Here is a 392-nt window from a genome sequence, read left to right on the forward strand (position 1 = left end):
GGCCAGCAGGGAGAGGGCCAGGCCCGCGGCCAGGCCGCCGCCCCGATAGATGCTGCGCATGTCGTTCTTCTTCCCTGTCGTCGTTGTTTTCGTTCTTGTTCTCAGGCCTGGCCGGCGACCTAGTAGGTCGCCAGCTTCACCTTCAGGATCTGGGGCAAGGTCGTCAGGTTCAGGCCGTAGTCGACCTGGTCGCCGTTCCAGACGCGGTCGAACACCCACTGGCCCTTGTCGTCGAAGTGGCCTTCCTCGACGCGCGAGACCATGAACCGCTCGTTCTTGGCCGAGCCGAAGGTCAGGCGGGCGCGGTAGCCGGTGATCAGGAACTCGTCGGGCCCCAGTTGCGCGACCAGCGCGCCGGCGTCGGGGATCTCGCGGTCGGGCTGCTTCTCGGC

Annotated in this window: 1 protein-coding gene; it reads right to left on the reverse strand. The window is 66.8% G+C overall.

Annotated elements, in window-relative coordinates:
• Positions 1 to 119: 119 nt before the first annotated feature.
• Positions 120 to 392: DUF5597 domain-containing protein (locus AC1DNF_RS35840; protein WP_478153694.1), on the reverse strand; the 273-nt coding region annotated here is incomplete at its 5' end.

The organism is Variovorax sp. 01T432 (assembly GCF_056398605.1).